Below are 16,869 nucleotides of genomic sequence, written 5' to 3'. Positions count from 1 at the left end.
AGCGCAATCATTTACGCTTCCCTGTCAGCAGATGCAGAATCAGTGACATTATGGCGACAATTCCCATGATACATGTCGAAAATGCGGCAGCTTGCGACGTGAAGCCCGCTTCATCCAGCCGCATCACTGTCACCGCCCCCAGAGGCAGCGCGGGTGTAACCAGGAAAATGACCGCCGATAATGTCACCATTGAGCGCATAAACAGGAACAAGGCCACTGAGATCAACGTCACACGCATGGCTGGCAGATAAACATCACGCAGAATACGTATCACACCACCACCCAATACACTGGTGGCATCTTCCAGAGCATTGGGCACATTACGCATCCCCATCATCATCGTGGTATAGCCCTGGGTGTGGTAATGAAAATAGTTACACAGCGCCACTAAAATGGCCGAACCATACAGTATTCCCCACGGCATATCGGCAGTATTGAAGGTGAATACGTAGGAAAGGCCTAATACCAGTCCAGGCACCCCAACCGGTAATGCACTGAGTAACGCTGCGATATTGGCGCTTTTTCCCGGCTGCCGATGGATGCCAAAAGTCAGCAGGAACAGCAGCGCAGTGCCAATGATCGCCGCCAGCGCGGAAATCCAGATGGAGGTCCAGAGCGGTGCATAACCATCGGCGAGGTCGATGTTGTAATGTCGCAGGGTCAGATCGAGACGATAAGGCCATAGCCGGATCATGCTGGCAATAACCACAGTGGCAATCACGGTAACGATCATCAACGCGATAGCCATTGTCGCCAGATAAAAAGGCAGGTCACGGCGCTTTAGTGGCTGGGGAACCCGTACAATCGCAGAATACGTCCCAATCATTTTATGCCGCCGTGATGCCGCCCGTTCGATCCATATTGACGCGGCGGCTGGCAGCAACAAGAGTATTCCGACCACCGCGCCCATACCAAACTTCATCTGCCCACTGACCTGGCTGTAAATCTCCGTCGCCAGCACCGAAAAATCGCCGCCGATCACGATTGCGTTACCAAAATCCGTGATAGTGATAGTAAAAACGACGAAGGCTGCACTCAAAATGCCATAACGGACGCCAGGTAGCGTGATATCGACAAACTGACGCCAGTCGCTTGCTCCCAGCACATTCGCCGCTTCATACTGGCGGGCATCACTGTGGCGCAACGTAACACGAATAATAAGGATGGCTTGCGGCAAAGCATAGAGCACGTTGGCAATCAGCAATCCCCAGAAGCCATAAATATCCAGCCTTACGCCCAATAAGTTGCCGATGATACCGTTACGCCCCAGCAGGAAAATTAATCCCAACCCAAGCACTAACGATGGCGCCAGCACAGGCAGTGATGTCGCAAAAGAGACGAAACGTTTGGCCGGCATCGCCGTACATTCCAGACCATAGGCAACAATAAACCCCAGGAATAACGTCACCAGCGTGGTCGCGACGCCCAGGATAATACTGTTCAACATGGCTCGCCAGATACCGGGCGCGTTCATCAATGACAGATAGTTAGATAAGCCGAAAACACCCGTCTGATCATCAAGCAGGCTGTGCCACAAGATGCTGAGCATCGGGATGCCAAAAAATGCCAGCAACGCGCTAAGCGGCAGGTAAAGGCAAAGCCGCGATAACCAGCGATCGGCTGCCGCCTGCGGTGGGAGAAGTGAATGGCTCATGCTTGTACCCAGGCACAATCTTGTGCAGCAATAGAAAGGTGAACCCTGTCGCCCGGAGTCCAGTCAACGGTGGTACTGGTTTCAACCAATAGCGGCTGTGCTTTCCACAATACCTGAACCCGCTGGATGCTCCCGAGGAAACTGGTGCTGATTACCTGCCCTTCCGCACCAGCCGCTTTCTGCATAGTGATACGTTCCGGGCGAATAAAGAGCTCAGCATCGCCAGCATGAGCGTCGGGCAACAATTCAGGCATCCACGCCTGCACCACCGTTTTGGATAACAGATTACTGTGCCCCATAAACTCAGCGACAAAGCGGGTACGTGGCGCAATATAGAGTTCGCGTGGTGAACCTTCCTGAACAATACGTCCGCCATGCATGCAGACAATCTTATCGGCCATGCTCATGGCTTCTTCCTGATCGTGTGTCACCATCAGCGTTGGGATCCCCAGTCGCTGCTGCACCTCACGTAATTCCTGGCGCAGCCCTGCACGTACTCTCGCATCCAGTGCGGAAAGAGGTTCATCCAGCAACAACAGGGAAGGATTCACCGCAAGTGCACGGGCAATCGCCACGCGCTGCTGCTGCCCGCCAGATAACTGGTTAGGATAGCGTTCACCAAAACCATTCAGACGCACGACATCCAGCAGGCTGTTAACCCGCTCCGCAATCTCATCATCGGGTGTACGGCGAATTTTCAAACCATAACCGATGTTTTGCGCAATCGTCATATGGGGAAATAACGAATAGGACTGGAACACAATACCAAAGCCCCGGTCACGGGCTGGCACGTTCACCAGATCGCGACCATCAAGGCTGATTTTGCCGCCATCGCTCCCCAGCAGTCCGGCGATAATGCGCAGTAAGGTGGTTTTCCCACAGCCACTTGGCCCTAACAGGCAGACAAACTCAGCATTCCCGATCGACAGGTTGATGCGATCGAGTGCAACGTGGCCGTCAAAACTTTTATGAAGATCCTGAATAACCAGCGCCATTATTTACCTCTTTTCACGGCTGCGTTAACGCTGACGCCCGGCCAGCTGACGAAAAATGTTGCGATTTAATCAGCAGGTCAGCGACCAATCACTTTTTGCCAGGTCGCCAGAATACCGTCTCGTTCACCGGCGCTTTTGGTGAAATCAACCGGATACAATACGCTGGAGAGATCGGCCGGAAGCCCTGCCATTTTGGCAGCTTTAGATTGCTCTACCCCGGGAATGGTGACGATCTCTTTATAACGGGTATAAAGTGCGGCAGCATGGCTGGATAACGTCCAGTCGAGGAAACGTTTTGCATCCGCCTTGTTTTTTGATGCAGACATTAAACCGGAGGCTTCCAGTTCGTATCCTGCGCCATCACCAGGGATGACCATTTTCACCGGGTATCCTTCTTCAATGGATTGCATGGCGGCAAATGCCAGCGATACGCCAATGGCATATTCACCAGTACGGGCAGCCTTACACGGACGTGAACCCGATTTGGTGTACTGTGCGATGTTGCCATCCAGGGCTTTTAAAAATTCCCAGCCCTTTTCATTCCCTTTGGACTGTAGCAGTGCGGCAATTTGCAGATAGCCTGTACCGGATGACACCGGGTTAGGCATCACTACTTCGCCTTTATAAATCGGGTTGGTCAGGTCTTGCCAAGTTGCCGGAACCGGCAGATTTTTCGCTTTTAGCGCTTCGGTATTGACGCAAAACGCCGCCATATAACCGGTGGCAGCAAACCATTTGTTATCCGGCGCACGGTAGGTTTGCGCCAGCGTTTCACTGCCTTTTGCGGCATAGGGTTCCAGCAAAGCAGAGATACGCGGGTCCATCACATTCGTCAGAGCCCATCCCCAGACCACATCATGCTGTGGATTTTTGGCTTCAGCCAGAATTCGCGGCCCCAGATCACCGGTAGATAAACGCAGCACATTCACTGTCAGGTCAGGCATGTCTTTTTTTGCCTGCGCGACGTAATCCTTGATTTCATCTTCTTCCAGAGAGGTGTACACCGTGATGGTGCCTGCGTGTGCAGCCCCCATCAGGGTTGCGAATGAGAATGCGGCGATCAGACTGGTGCGCTGAAATGAAAAACGTTTCATACATGTTCCTCTTAAATTCTTGTGGAAGCCGGCCTGGATGACGGATTGTTATGCATTGCGTTTTTTTGTGTATTTCACCTTTACCGCATTTTGTGCATTAACGAGGAAATGTGGTAACGGCTTAACTCTATTGTTTATTGCACTAATCATGCCAACTCAACAACAAGAGACAAATCAAAACAAAACAGATAAATAACAATGCATTAAGATTGTTTTTCGATCTTATCGAGATAACACATAAAAAGGTATTTTTGTGTATTTATGCACTTTTATGGAATTTATTACGCACAAAATAAGTGCATTAAAATGCTTTTGTGTATTTTTTTGCTTTTTAGATATCAAAAACTGACATGATTCGCAGTGGTATAACGATGACAGAAGGCGGATAGCTGAAGAGTGAAAATGATGGCTGGCCAGGGAGAAGAACGGGTGCTCATGGATTATGCCGCCAACATCCAACGGGCGGGATTGCTCCCGCCGTTGGGTTGCCTTACCGTGTGGATTCGTAAGCCAGGCTGGCGACAACCTCCATTTCCCCCTGTCTGATCGTCAGTTCACACAGTGAGCCACGCGTTATCCAGGTAAACAGCAGCACTGTCACACAGATAATCAGCAGGCTCAGGAAAAACAGTTTTGACACCTTCACTGGCTTCCTTCCTCCGTTGCTTTTCAGCAGGTAAAAGGCTACCTTTATGTTGTAGGGCATAAGGGTTGGCCTCACTTTGATAACTGTCAGGTGGGGCCTTTCTCTTTCTGTCCCTTACACATGCTCAGGACAAAAAGATCCAGAGCACCCGCCGCAAAGTCTATCGCAGTTATCCGCGCACAAAATCAGCAAATCCCAGAAACACGAGACAGCCCGGTGATTTCTGCAACGGCATTGCAACGCACAACGTCAGAGCAATTTTTCACCTGACGGGTTATGTTAACCTCTTCGTCAATGAAGGTCGTTTTGTCTCCCAAAGCGCGATCAAATATCAGCGAGGACACCATGACAGAAACCATCACCACCGTACTGGCCATCAGTTCCGCCATCGGGCTCGGTGCGATGAGTCCCGGCCCCAGCTTTATCTATGTGGCAAAAAATGCGATGACCAAATCGCGCAGCCACGGCTTTGCCACCGCACTGGGAACCGGTGCAGGCGCAGGCGTATTTGCCATTCTCGCGCTGTGTGGCTTGCAGGCATTACTGCTGGCCGTCCCTTCCGCGTATCTGTTTCTGAAAGTGCTGGGGGGTTTGTATCTGTTGTGGGTGGCGTACAATATCTATAAAGGCTCTAAGACGCCGCTGGTGATGGGCGATGCGGTGATTGCACAGGGTCATTACCTCGCCACTTTCCGCGATGGTTTCCTGACGCAAATCAGCAACCCGAAAACCGCCGTGGTGTTCGCCAGCGTGTTCACGGCATTGTTACCGAAAGAGATCCCGTCGCAGTATTACTACCTGCTGCCTGCGCTGTGCTTTTTGATTGATGCGGGCTGGTACAGCATCGTGGCCTTTGTGCTGTCCGCCGAAAGACCGCGCAACGTGTATCTGCGCTTTCGCAAGGTGCTGGATCGCTCCGCTTGTGTGGTGATGAGCCTGTTAGGCCTTAAACTCATCTTCTCGTCACGTTAACCACGCCAGCCGTTCACCGTGGCAGTCACTACGGTGAACGGTAGCCGATTAATGCGTCTGCGCCATCGCGCCCGGCGCTTCCACCGTTTTATGATTCGACAGCGTAAAGGCCGAAATCACGGTCACTGAGAACACGATGCCGCCAAGAATCATATAGGTATCCTGGAAACCAATACGGTCGTACATATTGCCGGCAAAGGCAGACAGGAAAATCGCCCCCATCTGTTTGGCAAAGTTAAAGCCAATCAGATAGATAGTGGCAGAGAAGCGCACATCAAACACCCCGGTAATATATTTAAACGCGCCCACCAGCAGGAACGGCACTTCCAGCGCATGCAGCATCTTCAGGGCAATCACTTCATAGATGCTGGTGGCAAAGGCGGAACCAACAATACGTGTGGTCATAATCGCACCGGCAATCAGCAGGGTATTCTTCGCGCCAATACGGTTAATAATCCACGGCGAGCAGAACATAATAATGGCATTACACAGTTCGCCCGCGGTGGTGGCAAAACCGAACGCCTGCGTGCCCTGCTGCGGTGTGGCGAAGAAGGATTTAAAGAAGGTAGCGAACTGCTGGTCGAACACGTCATAAACACAGGCGACACCAATCACATAGAGAATAAACATCCACATTCTTGGCAGCTTAAATAACGCCAGCGCCCCTTTTGCGGAAACCTGTGGCTGATTCGCGCCTAGGCTGTCCAGCACCTGTGCGGTCTGATTCATCTGCGGACGTGACACCAGCAGGATCAGCATCAGCACCACTGCCGCGCCGGAGCCCATCCAGAAGACAAACGCCGGATCGACACTGAACAGCATCCCGGCCGTTGAGGCACACAGCCCCCAGCCGAGGCAGCCAAACATACGTGCCTTACCATACTCAAAAAAGTTATTACGGCTGACACGTTCAACGTAGGCTTCGATGGCTGCCGAACCCGCAGAAAACACGAAACCGATATAGATCCCGCCGCTTAACGCCCCGAGCCAGATGCTGGTTTTTAACAGCGGCGCAAAGACATACAGGAAGAACGGCGCAAACAGAAACAGCAGAATGGCAATCACCCACAGCAGGTGTTTCCTGATGCCGAGCTTATCGGAAATCACCCCCAGTATCGGCTGGAAGACAATGGCGCTCAGAGAAATACAGGAGAAGACAATACCGGTATGGGTTTTACTCAGGCCAATGATGTCCGACAGCCAGATAGGCAGAAACGGAAAACAGGTGGCCATGATAAAGAAGTAGAAAAAGATGAATAAGCCAAAGAACCAGAAGTTAGGGTTATTTTTATGGGTACAGGAGGTGGTGCTCATTATCGTTATCCTCAACAGACACTATGCTGTGGGGCCGGATGTCCGGCCCCGTCCCGGTCAGATACGTTTAACACTGATTAAAATAGCGCTTTCAGGGTCCAGCACCGGCAGTGCGAGACCGGCCTGCGCCAGCCATTCGCCACTCAGCTCAATGCCTTCGTTCATCCATGGCGGCAGCTGGCGCATGGTATGGCCGCCTTTGCCTACCACCTGAATGTCCGGATGATCCGCGATACTCACCTGATAACGTGCGCCCGGCTCCAGCCCCGGGAAGCGCAGATTCCCCGCCAGGCTGTAATCCGGCATCGCCAGCTGGCTGACCAGGAACAGTGCAGCGGCTTTGTCACGGCTGACCACCCCCTGCACCTGCATGGTGGAATCCGGCATATCCACACGCCAGAAATCGCCGCTGTGCAGCAGGGGTCGCCACTGTTTATACAGCTGCACATAACGCTGATAGCCGGAGCCCTCTGCTGCATCCGCTTTGATCGGGTCCAGTTCGATGCCCATATGACCAAACAGCGCCGTCAGACCACGGAATTCAATGCTGTGCTGGCGGAAAGTGGCGTGGCAGTGACGATTGCCGATATGCGCGCCCATCACTTCCAGCGGGAAGAAATAGCTCATGCCACGCTGGATGGTATTACGCTCCAGCGCGTCGTTGTTATCCGAGGCCCAGAAGCGATGACAGCGTTTCAGCACTTCATAGTCGATACGTCCGCCACCGGAAGCGCAGGATTCAAATTCGATATGTGGATAACGGCGATTAAGTTCATCAAGCAGACGATAATAGTGGCGCGTCTGCGCATCCGCCGCCGCTTTGCCCTCATGTCCCGCCTGCACCAGCTCGCGGTTCATATCCCATTTCACATAGTCGATGGCGTGTTCGCCCAGCAGCCAGCTCATGCGTTCCAGCAGATAGTCATAGACCTGCGGGTTGCTTAAATCGAGCAGCCACTGGTAACGCATGGTGGCCTGCTCATAGCCAGGGAGTTTCAGCACCCAGTCAGGGTGGGCGCGGAACAGATCAGAATCCGGGTTAATCATCTCCGGCTCGACCCAGATACCAAACTCCATGCCGAGGGATTTCACATGATCGATGACCGGCGTCAGGCCATTGGGGTATTTCGTCGTATCAAGATACCAGTCACCCAGGGCGGCGCGGTCGTGATGACGACCACGGAACCAGCCATCATCAATAATAAAGCGCTCGACGCCCAGTTCCGCCGCACGGCTGGCCATCTGCATAATGTAATCCGGGTCATGCTGGAAATAGATGCCTTCCCAGGTATTGAGATGTACCGGACGCGCCTTGTTATCCGGGAAGCGAACTATCTCATCGCGCAGGAAGCGGTGGAACTGCTGGCTCATGCCGTTCAGTCCGCTGGCGGAGTAGCTGGCATACAGCCACGGTGTCCACAGCGTGGCGCCTTCCGCCAGTGCCATTTCCCCCGCCAGATACAGCGCTTCTGCCTGCAGATAACGTCGCCCGTCAGTTTTGACCTCACAACGCAGACGGTGGTTGCCGCTCCAGCCGAGATGCACGCCCCACACCTCGCCCTGCTGCTCGCTAAAGCCATGACTACCGGCAATCAGCGCCGGGAAGTGTTCGTGCGAAGTACGGCCACGACGGTTTTCAATCACAAAGCTGTCGTGATCCAGCGTGACACGGTGCGGCTGGAACTCGCGGATCCAGCGGCCATGGAACGCCATCACCTCACGCGCACGATCGGCAACCGGCAGCGTAACCGCCAGCCGATCAACCTGCCAGGGTTCAGCCCGCAGATTGCGCAGCCCATGACGGATCTGCAGCACACCGCTGCCAGACAGCTGAATTTCGCTGATCAGGCGCAATCCTGCCTGCGTATCTTCGCTGGTGATTAGCAGGCTGTGGCCATTCTGCTCAACCTGACGGGTACTGAACACCGGCGACGCATCCAGCCCGTTACGGTGGCCTTCAATACCCGGTGAGCCAAACAGCCCGCGTCCCAGCTCAGCTGCCAGCGTCAGCGGCGCATCGACATCCAGCTTGCCGTTGGCAACCGGGCGCAGCAGGCTCTGGCAATCCTGCGCGGAGAAGTGCTGCAGATGCGGGCCAAAATAGACAATCTCAGCGAACGGCTGAGTACGGATGACCAGATCACAGTGTTCGCTGGTCAGGCGGTGGAAAGCGTTATCCATGTCAGATATCTCCCGAAAAGTGATACCTGAGTTTCTATCCGAAACGTTTCGAGTAACAACCAAAACGTTTCGGATATGTGATCCGCTTTATAAATTGAGTGAATTCAGACAGGTGCCCGCAGAGTCTCACCAGACGTTAAATCGGGTTGCCACAACACCTGTAACTGCTCAACCGGCTCACCGGCAATCAGGCGTAATACCATATCGGTGATTTGCTTACCCACGCCTGCGCGGCTGGACTGGAGCACCGCCGCCACTTCAGTGGTCACAATACTGTCGTCAGGCAAACCATCGTAAACCACCAGCGATACAGCCTGCTCACCAGTCAGTTTGCCAAGCTGTTGCAGTGCCATCGCCGCACCATCGCCATGCGAGTTGCAGTCGGTAATAATCGCCGTTGGCGGTTGTGGTAACGCCATCAGCTCCAGTGTCGCCTGGTATCCGGCGCGGCGCGACGGCGGCATATCGCGGCAGTATTCATGACTCAGCTGATGCTGCGCCAGCGCCTCAAGGTAGCCATTACGGCGCTGGGCGATAAATGCCTGGGTATTATTTTCACCAAGGAAAGCAATACGCTGATGCCCAAGGGCGATCAGTTGCTGCGTCGCGCGGTACGTTCCGGCGTAGTTATCAAAATCGAACCAGGCATAAGGCTGCGCCAGCTGACTGCGCCCCAGCGCCAGGAAGGGGAATCCCGTTGCCTGCAGCTGCTGCAGGCGCGGATCATTATCAAGCGTATGGGCGACAATCAGCGCATCGACCCGCCGCCCCTGCACCATACGCATATAGCCATGTTTATCGGCAAGATCATCATCGGCAATCAGCAGTAAATCCACCTCATGGCGCGCCAGCTCACGGCTGATTTCGCCCACCATATCGATAAATACGCTGTTGCTGAGCGGCACCGGATGCACCGGGAAGACCAGCCCGACAGCATCGATTTTGCCCATTTTCAGACGGCGGGCAAAAGTATTCGGCCGGTAGCCACGCCGCTGCGCTTCCGCTTCCACCCGCGCCCGCGTCTCCTGCGCCACATCGTCATAGCCATTCAGGGCGCGGCTGACAGTGGTAACGGACAGACCGAGCTGTTTAGCGATAGCTTTTAACGACATAACACTCCACAACACATGGCGACAGAAAACATTAGTTTCCCGCAACCGCTGCGCGACGTCCATTAACTTTCAACGCACTACGCTGGGTTAGCGCCAGCGAACTCTGCTAACATGCCTTTTTCCCCCAGGTATGAGATCGCTATGTCTCCGGCTCCGGTATTACGCGCCATCGTGCGTCAGTTTGGCATCGCCGCGCAGTGCGTTGAGCTGGAACACGCCGCGCCGCCCATCACTGAGCCAGGTAACGTGGCGGTACAAATGAAACTGGCCGCCATCAACCCGTCAGATCTGATCACCATCTCTGGTGCTTACCCGACACGCACCCGCCTGCCGTTTATTCCCGGTTTTGAAGGTGTGGGTACGCTGGCGGATGGCAGCCGCGTCTTACCACTGGGCAGTGCGGGCGCATGGCAGCAGATTAAACAGAGCGATGCAGACTGGTGTTTCCCGCTACCGGCATGGCTGTCGGATGAGCAGGCCGCCACCAGCTATGTGAATCCGATGACGGCCTGGCTGATGCTGACCGAGGCGCTGCGCCTGCCCGCCGGTGCCAGAGTGGTGATCAACGCCGCGAACTCCGCCATTGGGCTGATGTTGTTAAAAATGGCACAGCAAACTGGCCTGGAGGCAGTGGCGATGGTGCGCCGTCAGTCGGCTGCGGAAACACTGGATACGGCTTACCCGATCGTGATCATGCGCGACGCAGACGATCAGCAGGCGGTACAACAGTTGCGCACCAGCGGCGGCGTGGATGCGGTGCTGGATTGCATCGGCGGTCAGGGCGCGCTGACGCTGGCACAGGCGCTGAAACCAGGCGGCGCGTTTATCAGCTACGGGCTGCTCTCCGGCGAAGCGATCCCAGCCGACTTCTGGCGCCACCGCCCGGATATCGCCTTCAGTTACTTCCACCTTCGGCTTTGGGTGCATCAGGCCAGTCGGGCACAAATCGCCAGTAAACTCGACGAGGTGTTTGCCCTGATCCGCCGCGGCGTCGCCAGCACCGCGATTGCCGCCATCTTCCCGCTGGCGGACATCAGCGAGGCGCTGCATTTCTGCCAGCAGCAACGTCCGTCAGGTAAGGTTCTGATTCACTGCGGATAAGCTTTTTCCAGCGTTATCCGCGCCCTTCATTGTCATTTTCCCGGCGTAAAAACATCATTTAACTGTCACAAAGCACTGCTACTTTGCCAGCCAATGAGATCGATCTCATGATGTAAAAGTGAGCAGCGAATGAGTGATTTATTGCAGGTGGCAAAACTGGCGGGCGTCTCCCGGGCAACCGCTGCCCGGGCGTTCTCCGCCCCGGATCTGGTACGCGAAGAAACGCGCAATAAGGTCTTTGCCGCATCTGAACAACTGGGTTTTCGCCCTAATCACATTGCCCGCCAGCTGCGTACGCAGTCGACACGCATCATTGGCGTGCTGCTGCCCTCACTGCATAACCCGATTTTTGCTGCCCAGCTGCAGGCTATGGAGCAACGGGCACAGCAGCATGGCTATTCACTGCTGGTCGCCACCAGCAATTACCAGCCGCAGCGCGAAGCAGAAGTGGTGGAAAATATGCTGCGCCAGCGCGTCGATGGTCTGGTGCTGACCGTCGCCGATGCGGACAACAGCGCGGTACTGCTGGATCTGCAGCGGGAAGCGATTCCGCTGGTGCTGGTACATAACTCACCGCAGCGCGTGACAATTCCGGCGATTCGCGTCGACAACCGTCTGGCAGTGATGCAGGCCACCGACATTCTGCTCGGCCTCGGCCATCGCCATATCGGCATGATTGCCGGCCCGATGTTGCAGTCAGACCGTGCGCGCCAGCGTTACCAGGGTTACTGCGACGCCATGACACAGGCCGGTCTGATTCCGGCGGATGTGGTGGAGATGCCGAGCCATATTCAGTCCGATCTCACCACCCTGCTGCCGCACCTGATTGGACCACGCGCCTTCACCGCCCTGCTGTGCACCAATGATCTGCTGGCGCTGAGCGTCACCGGCGAACTGATGCGCAGCGGCTACCAGATACCGCGCCAGCTGTCGGTTATCGGCTTTGATGGTATCGAGATGGGGCGCATGCAGTTTCCTTCTCTCAGTTCGGTCGTTCAGCCACTGGAAGAGATGGGCAGACAGGCGATCACCCATCTGCTGGCGCAAATTGCCGGAGAAACCCCGCCGTCCGGTTATCTGGTGCACCAGTTCCGGCACGGAGAAAGTATTGCGCCACCACCGGTGGCAACTTTTTGATGACTTCACTTAACCAACACCAGGGAAACCTTATGTCACAGCAAACAATCGGTAAAAAACTGGCGCTGGCGGCTCTGCTGGCAGGCAGTGCACTGGTCAGTCAGATGTCGTCCGCAGCAGAAGCGATTTGCTACAACTGTCCACCAGAATGGGCTGACTGGGGCACGCAGCTGCAGGCGATTAAACAGGATACCGGCATCGCCGTACCGCAGGACAACAAAAATTCAGGCCAGGCACTGGCGCAAATGGTGGCCGAGAAAGCCAACCCGGTCGCGGATGTTGCCTATCTTGGTGTCAGCTTCGCCATTCAGGCGGCAAAAGCGGATGTGGTGACCGACTATAAACCGGCGGCCTGGAAAGATATCCCGGACGGCATGAAAGATCCGGCGGGCAAATGGGTCGCGCTGCACAGCGGCACCATGGGCTTTATGGTCAATGTCGATGCTCTGAACGGTCTGCCAGTGCCGCAATCCTGGCAGGACCTGCTGAAGCCGGAATATAAAGGGATGGTCGGTTTCCTCGATCCTTCCAGCGCCTTTGTCGGCTACGTCGCGGCAGTGGCGGCCAACCAGGCGCTGGGCGGCACGCTGAGCGATTTCACCCCAGGCATCAGCTACTTTAAAAAGCTGGCAGCGAACAAACCGATTGTGCCAAAACAGACCGCTTATGCACGTGTGCTGTCTGGCGAAATCCCCATCATGCAGGACTACGACTTCAATGCTTACCGCGCGAAGTACAAAGATAACGCCAATGTGGTGTTCGTTATTCCGCAGGAAGGCACCATTACCGTTCCGTACACCATCAGCCTGGTGAAAAACGCACCGCATGCGGATAGCGGCAAAAAAGTGATCGACTATGTGCTGTCCGATAAAGGCCAGGCGATTTGGGCGAATGCCTTCCTGCGCCCGGTACGTGCCAGCGCGATGTCTGCCGAGGCGAAAAAACGCTTCCTGCCGGACAGCGACTATGCCCGCGCGAAAACCGTCGACTATCAGCAGATGGCTGACGTACAGAAAGCCTTCTCTGACCGTTACCTGAGCGAGATCCGTTAATGAGCGTTGTTGCAACGCGTCCCACCCAGCGTCCCGGCAACGGGACGCTGTTCAGCCGCCTGATGTCGCGCCTGCGCCGTCCGGTGGCGTGGATGGTGTTACCCGCGTTACTGTTTTTTGCTGCCTTCTGGCTGCTGCCGTTTGCCACGTTAATGACCATCGGCAGCCAGGCGGATAACAATACCGGCCTGAGTGGCTACTGGACGGTGATCAGCCGCCCGCAATACCTGACCAGCCTCGGTATTACACTGGTGCTGTCGCTGCTGGTCGCGCTGGCGGCGGTAGCGATTTCTGCGGTCGTCGCCTGCTTTCTTGCCCGCCATCAGTTTCGCGGTAAATCGCTGCTGCTGGCGATCATGACCTTTCCCCTCGCCTTTCCCGGCGTGGTGGTCGGTTTTCTGGTGATTATGCTGGCGGGCCGTCAGGGACTGCTGGCACAGCTGGGACTGGCGCTGACCGGTGAACGCTGGATGTTCGCCTACTCGCTGAGCGGGCTGTTTCTCGGCTATCTCTATTTCTCACTGCCGCGTGTGGTGATGACACTGGTCGCCGCCTGCGAAAAACTCGATCCCACGCTGGAAGAAGCGGCGCGCTCACTTGGTGCCAGTCAGTGGCGGGTGATTTGCGATGTGATTGTTCCCGGCCTTGCGCCCGCCCTGATCTCCAGCGGAGCACTCTGCTTTGCCACCAGTATGGGTGCCTTTGGAACCGCCTTTACCCTCGGCACCGATCTCAACGTCCTGCCGTTAACCATTTATGGTGAATTCACCAACTACGCCAATTTCGCCACCGCCGCTGCGTTGTCCGTGGTGATGGGCGGCGTCGCCTGGCTGGCGCTGGTACTGGCGCGCCGTCTGGCAGGCAAAGGAACCGAGGTGACGTTATGACACGCCGCACACTGTTCTGGCTACAGCTGGGATTCACCCTGCTGATCAGCCTGTTTATGCTGCTGCCAGTGTTGCTCTCCTGCCTGGCGGGCATCACCAACAATGCCTTTATCGGCCTGAAAAGCGGCCTGACGCTGCGCTGGCTGGAACAGGTCTGGTCGATGTATAGCGACACGGTCTGGCTGTCGTTGCTGCTGGCGATTTGCTGCCTGCTGGTGGTCACCCTGCTGGGCGTACCGGCAGCATGGGCATTACTGAAAATGCCCGGTCGCTGGGCCAGCCGTATTGAAGAGTGCCTGCTGCTGCCCGTGGCGCTGCCGGGTCTGGCAACAGCGCTGGGCATGCTGCTGGTGTATGGTCATCTTCACTGGCTGCGTGGCAGCTGGCTGTTTATTTTGCTGGGCCATGTGCTGTTTACCCTGCCGTTTATGGTGCGCCCGGTCCTGTCAGTGATGCGCACCAGCCAGTTGCCACAGCTGGAAGAGGCGGCAGCCAGTCTGGGCGCCGGCTTCTGGCAGCGCTTCTTTACCGTGATTATTCCCAACTGCCGTAACGGCATCCTGGCCGGGGCATTTATGGTGCTCACGCTGTCGATTGGCGAATTCAATATTACCTGGATGCTGCATACGCCGCTGACCAAAACCCTGCCGGTAGGCCTGGCGGACAGCTATGCCTCAATGCGCCTGGAAGTGGGTTCCGCCTATACCCTGATCTTCCTCGCCATGATCTTACCGTTGCTGCTGGCGCTGAGCGTGATCTCCCGTTTCAGCCAGCGCACGTCTCAGGAGTCAAAATGAGATCTGAATCTGTAGCCATTCGATTACATCAGTGCGCGCGCCGCTTCAGCGATGATGCCGTGGCGCTGCATCCGCTCGATCTGGAGATTGTCGCGGGCGAAACGCTGGTGCTGCTCGGCCCTTCCGGCTGCGGCAAAACCACCACGCTGCGCATTATCAGCGGGCTGGAACAGCCGGATGCCGGTGGTGAAGTCTGGTTTGGCGATCGTAATGTCACCGCGCTGCCGATTGAGAAACGCAATGTCGGCATGGTGTTCCAGCACTATGCGCTGTTCCCGAATATGAATGTGGCACAGAACGTCGGCTACGGCCTGCGCATTCAGGGGCTGTCGCGCGCCGAGATAACCCGGCGGGTGGATGAAATGCTGGAAATGGTCGATTTGCAGCATCTGGCGCAGCGCCCGATTACTGCCCTGTCCGGCGGACAAAAACAGCGTGTATCACTGGCACGCGCGCTGGCGGCACGGCCCAAAGTGCTGCTGTTCGATGAGCCGCTGGCCGCGCTGGATGTCAAACTGCGCGAAAAACTGCGCGAAGACATTGGCAACCTGCTGCGCCAGCTGCATATCACCGCGGTGTATGTCACTCACGATCAACAGGAAGCGATGGCGCTTGGCGATCGTATTGCCGTACTGGAAAAAGGTCGCATCGCGCAGATCGCTACACCGCAGACGCTGTATCAGCAGCCTGCCACACGCTTTGTCGCCGATTTTGTCGGCGCGATTAACTGCCTTGAGGCGGAATCCGCACAGCAACCCGGCCTGTATTGTCGCCCGGAAGATATCACCCTCGGTGCGGCAGAACATGCTGAACGCCGTGGCCGCATTGTGCAGCAGATTTTCCTCGGCGCCAGCCAGCGTCTGATGATCGATGCCGGTGGCGCCCAGCCTCTGCAGGTTGACCGCCCGGCACGTGAAAACTGGCAGAACGGCCAGCAGGTCGGCCTGTTTATCGCACCACAGTTATTAATGCAGTTTCACTCAACGCAGAACCCTCAGGGAGCCGTACAGCCGTGACACAACACACCGTTCTGGTCGCTCAGATTAGCGACCTGCATATTAAAGCCGGGGGCAAACTCTCTTACGGCAAAGTGGATACTCTCGGTGCCCTGCGCCAGACCATCACTACGCTGAATAATCTGAATCCGCGTCCTGATATAGTGGTGATCACCGGCGATCTGGTGGACTTTGGTCGTGAAGATGAGTATCAGACACTGCGTGATGCACTGCAGGCGCTGGCGATCCCCTATTATGTGATGGCGGGTAATCATGATGATCGCCAGCAGCTGAAAGCCGCTTTTGCCGATCATTCTTATCTGCAGCAACATGCTGAGCGGGTGGAGTGGCAGGCAGAGTGTGGCCCGTTGCGGTTACTGGCGCTCGACTCATCCGTGCCGGGTCAGCCGTACGGTGAACTGGCGGCAGAGAGCCTGGCCTGGCTGGAGCAGGAACTCAGCCAGCAGCCGGAACGCCCGACGCTGGTGATGCTGCACCATCCTCCGTTTGCCAGTGGCATCGCGCATATGGATCGTCAGCCACTGCGTCATCCGGAAGCGCTGGCGCAAGTGATTGCGCGCTATCCGCAGGTGGAGCGGGTACTGTGCGGCCATCTGCACCGCAGCATACAGCTGCGTTTTGCCGGTACGCTGGTCTGCAGCGCACCAGGCACATCGCATCAGGTGGCGCTGGATTTACGCGAGGAAGGCCCGGCGCATTTCTGTCTGGAACCCGCCGGTTTTCTGCTGCATTGCTGGACACCACAACAGGGCGTGGTGACACATCAGTGCGCAATCGGTGAGTACCCTGGGCCGTGGCCGTTTTTTCATGCTGATGGGACGTTGATAGATTAAGTCGCGAATTCAGATAATAAGTGCAACGCTTGGTCATGTGGATGGAGGGACGGTTAGCTACCGATAAGCTATCCTGCT

15 protein-coding genes are annotated in these 16,869 nt (G+C 55.9%); 8 read left to right on the top strand and 7 right to left on the bottom strand.

Annotated features, from left to right (window positions below; all coding sequences use genetic code 11):
• Positions 1 to 7: 7 nt before the first annotated feature.
• The 4 genes from ACSZO1_RS02725 to ACSZO1_RS02710 form a co-directional block, all read right to left on the bottom strand.
• Positions 8 to 1,654 (bottom strand): ABC transporter permease subunit, encoded by a 1,647-nt coding sequence (locus ACSZO1_RS02725; protein ID WP_437609282.1) that lies wholly within the window; start codon positions 1,652 to 1,654, stop codon positions 8 to 10.
• A complete protein-coding gene (locus tag ACSZO1_RS02720) occupies positions 1,651 to 2,649 on the bottom strand; it encodes an ABC transporter ATP-binding protein (RefSeq protein WP_437609280.1) in 999 nt (332 codons plus the stop codon). Before ACSZO1_RS02720 ends, ACSZO1_RS02725 begins: the two co-directional genes overlap by 4 nt.
• A gap of 77 nt (positions 2,650 to 2,726) precedes the next feature.
• Positions 2,727 to 3,743 (bottom strand): ABC transporter substrate-binding protein, encoded by a 1,017-nt coding sequence (locus ACSZO1_RS02715; RefSeq protein WP_437609278.1) that lies wholly within the window; start codon positions 3,741 to 3,743, stop codon positions 2,727 to 2,729.
• Between the two features lie 490 nt (positions 3,744 to 4,233).
• A complete protein-coding gene (locus tag ACSZO1_RS02710) occupies positions 4,234 to 4,383 on the bottom strand; it encodes a Hok/Gef family protein (RefSeq protein ID WP_437609276.1) in 150 nt (49 codons plus the stop codon).
• Positions 4,384 to 4,734: 351 nt separating this feature from the next.
• Between ACSZO1_RS02710 and ACSZO1_RS02705 the strand changes: the two genes are divergently transcribed.
• Positions 4,735 to 5,361: a LysE family translocator gene (locus ACSZO1_RS02705; protein ID WP_437609274.1), complete on the top strand. Its 627-nt coding sequence runs from the start codon at positions 4,735 to 4,737 to the stop codon at positions 5,359 to 5,361.
• 48 nt (positions 5,362 to 5,409) lie between these two features.
• On the opposite strand, the gene ACSZO1_RS02700 is transcribed toward ACSZO1_RS02705, so the two are convergent.
• The 3 genes from ACSZO1_RS02700 to ACSZO1_RS02690 all read right to left on the bottom strand — a co-directional run bounded on the left by ACSZO1_RS02700 (position 5,410) and on the right by ACSZO1_RS02690 (position 9,968).
• Positions 5,410 to 6,675 (bottom strand): MFS transporter, encoded by a 1,266-nt coding sequence (locus tag ACSZO1_RS02700; RefSeq protein ID WP_437609273.1) that lies wholly within the window; start codon positions 6,673 to 6,675, stop codon positions 5,410 to 5,412.
• 57 nt (positions 6,676 to 6,732) lie between these two features.
• Complete coding sequence (locus ACSZO1_RS02695; protein ID WP_437609271.1) at positions 6,733 to 8,856, bottom strand: alpha-galactosidase; 2,124 nt, start codon at positions 8,854 to 8,856, stop codon at positions 6,733 to 6,735.
• 104 nt (positions 8,857 to 8,960) lie between these two features.
• On the bottom strand, positions 8,961 to 9,968 hold the full coding sequence (locus ACSZO1_RS02690) for a substrate-binding domain-containing protein (RefSeq protein WP_437609269.1): 1,008 nt from the start codon (positions 9,966 to 9,968) through the stop codon (positions 8,961 to 8,963).
• Positions 9,969 to 10,109: 141 nt separating this feature from the next.
• Here ACSZO1_RS02690 and ACSZO1_RS02685 point away from each other — a divergent pair, with 141 nt between their 5' ends.
• The 7 genes from ACSZO1_RS02685 to ACSZO1_RS02655 all read left to right on the top strand — a co-directional run bounded on the left by ACSZO1_RS02685 (position 10,110) and on the right by ACSZO1_RS02655 (position 16,791).
• Complete coding sequence (locus ACSZO1_RS02685; protein WP_437609267.1) at positions 10,110 to 11,069, top strand: zinc-dependent alcohol dehydrogenase family protein; 960 nt, start codon at positions 10,110 to 10,112, stop codon at positions 11,067 to 11,069.
• Between the two features lie 129 nt (positions 11,070 to 11,198).
• Positions 11,199 to 12,206: a LacI family DNA-binding transcriptional regulator gene (locus ACSZO1_RS02680; RefSeq protein ID WP_437609265.1), complete on the top strand. Its 1,008-nt coding sequence runs from the start codon at positions 11,199 to 11,201 to the stop codon at positions 12,204 to 12,206.
• A 32-nt stretch (positions 12,207 to 12,238) separates the two neighbouring features.
• Positions 12,239 to 13,258 carry an ABC transporter substrate-binding protein gene (locus tag ACSZO1_RS02675; protein WP_437609263.1) on the top strand — a complete coding sequence of 340 codons (1,020 nt, stop codon included), beginning with the start codon at positions 12,239 to 12,241 and terminating at the stop codon, positions 13,256 to 13,258.
• A gap of 62 nt (positions 13,259 to 13,320) precedes the next feature.
• Positions 13,321 to 14,145 carry an ABC transporter permease gene (locus ACSZO1_RS02670; RefSeq protein WP_437609387.1) on the top strand — a complete coding sequence of 275 codons (825 nt, stop codon included), beginning with the start codon at positions 13,321 to 13,323 and terminating at the stop codon, positions 14,143 to 14,145.
• On the top strand, positions 14,142 to 14,942 hold the full coding sequence (locus tag ACSZO1_RS02665) for an ABC transporter permease (RefSeq protein WP_437609261.1): 801 nt from the start codon (positions 14,142 to 14,144) through the stop codon (positions 14,940 to 14,942). Before ACSZO1_RS02670 ends, ACSZO1_RS02665 begins: the two co-directional genes overlap by 4 nt.
• Entirely contained in the window at positions 14,939 to 15,958 is a 1,020-nt protein-coding gene (locus tag ACSZO1_RS02660) for an ABC transporter ATP-binding protein (RefSeq protein ID WP_437609259.1), read from the top strand. The genes ACSZO1_RS02665 and ACSZO1_RS02660 overlap by 4 nt, the downstream gene beginning before the upstream one ends.
• Positions 15,955 to 16,791 (top strand): phosphodiesterase, encoded by an 837-nt coding sequence (locus ACSZO1_RS02655; RefSeq protein ID WP_437609256.1) that lies wholly within the window; start codon positions 15,955 to 15,957, stop codon positions 16,789 to 16,791. Before ACSZO1_RS02660 ends, ACSZO1_RS02655 begins: the two co-directional genes overlap by 4 nt.
• Positions 16,792 to 16,869: the final 78 nt, after the last annotated feature.

This window comes from Erwinia sp. V71, assembly GCF_965644245.1.
Taxonomy (GTDB): domain Bacteria; phylum Pseudomonadota; class Gammaproteobacteria; order Enterobacterales; family Enterobacteriaceae; genus Erwinia.
The sequence above is the reverse complement of the archived record's forward strand: the minus strand, read 5'-3'. Positions and strand labels throughout refer to the sequence as shown.